This is a genomic window from Pseudomonas sp. 2VD (assembly GCF_005503585.1).
Lineage (GTDB): Bacteria > Pseudomonadota > Gammaproteobacteria > Pseudomonadales > Pseudomonadaceae > Pseudomonas > Pseudomonas aeruginosa.
Genome location: NZ_SCND01000668.1, coordinates 1 through 1,193 on the forward strand (window position 1 = coordinate 1; position 1,193 = coordinate 1,193).

Sequence of the window (1,193 nt, forward strand, 5' to 3'; positions counted from 1 at the left end):
TAGGGAAACTCTGAAAAAGACTTTCTGATTTGGCAAAATACCGCGACCCCACCCACCGAGTTTCCCGATGAAGCAGATGACCTTCGCCGACGCCGAGTACGCTGGCAAGCGCAAGCAAACCCGCAAGGAGTTGTTCCTGATCGAGATGGATCGGGTGGTGCCGTGGAAGGGCTTGATTGCTTTGATCGAGCCACATTATCCGAAGGGTGAAGGTGGCCGTCCGGCCTACCCGTTGATGGCGATGCTGCGTGTGCATCTGCTGCAGAACTGGTTCGGCTACAGCGATCCAGCGATGGAGGAAGCGCTGTACGAAACCACGATCCTGCGCCAGTTTGCCGGGCTGAACCTGGAGCGCATCCCCGACGAAACCACCATTCTCAACTTCCGCCGCTTGCTGGAGAAACACGAGCTGGCGGCCGGCATCCTCGCTGTCATCAATGGCTATCTGGGCGACCGCGGCCTGTCGCTGCGCCAGGGCACCATCGTCGATGCAACGCTGATCAATGCGCCCAGTTCGACCAAGAACAAGGACGGCAAGCGCGACCCGGAAATGCACCAGACCAAGAAGGGAAACCAGTATTATTTTGGCATGAAGGCCCACATCGGCGCCGATGACGAATCGGGTCTGGTGCACAGCGTAGTGGGCACGGCGGCCAATGTGGCGGATGTCACCCAGGTGGACAAATTGCTGCATGGCGACGAAAACGTGGTCTGCGCCGATGCAGGCTACACCGGTGTCGAAAAGCGGCCCGAGCATGAAGGACGTGAAGTTATCTGGCAGGTGGCGGCACGCCGCAGCACCTACAAAAAACTCGATAAGCGCAGCGTGCTGTACAAAGCCAAGCGCAAGATTGAAAAGGCCAAGGCTCAGGTGCGCGCCAAGGTCGAGCATCCGTTCCGGGTAATCAAGCGCCAGTTCGGTTACACCAAGGTGCGCTTTCGCGGCTTGGCCAAAAACACGGCGCAACTGGTGACACTGTTCGCTCTGTCGAACCTGTGGATGGCGCGCCGACATTTACTGACGAATGCAGGAGAGGTGCGCCTGTAATGCGGGAAATGGCCACCGGAGTGGGGTCCGGGTGGCGAAAACGTAAGAAATACTCGTCGAATTGATTGTTTTTTGATCATTTGGCGAGTTTAAAAGTTGCGCTAGGTGGTATGCCGGGGAAATACATGGCTACTTCAGACCATCC

1 protein-coding gene is annotated in these 1,193 nt (G+C 57.3%); it reads left to right on the top strand.

The window, feature by feature from the left end:
- The first annotated feature begins 67 nt into the window (after window positions 1-67).
- Entirely contained in the window at window positions 68-1,048 is a 981-nt protein-coding gene (locus FFS27_RS32950) for an IS5-like element IS1384 family transposase (RefSeq protein ID WP_010466230.1), read from the top strand.
- Window positions 1,049-1,193: the final 145 nt, after the last annotated feature.

Bases quoted from the DNA above. Each gene is read 5' to 3' on its own strand.
- FFS27_RS32950 (WP_010466230.1), top strand. From the start codon at position 68: ATGAAGCAGATGACCTTCGCCGACGCCGAGTACGCTGGCAAGCGCAAG.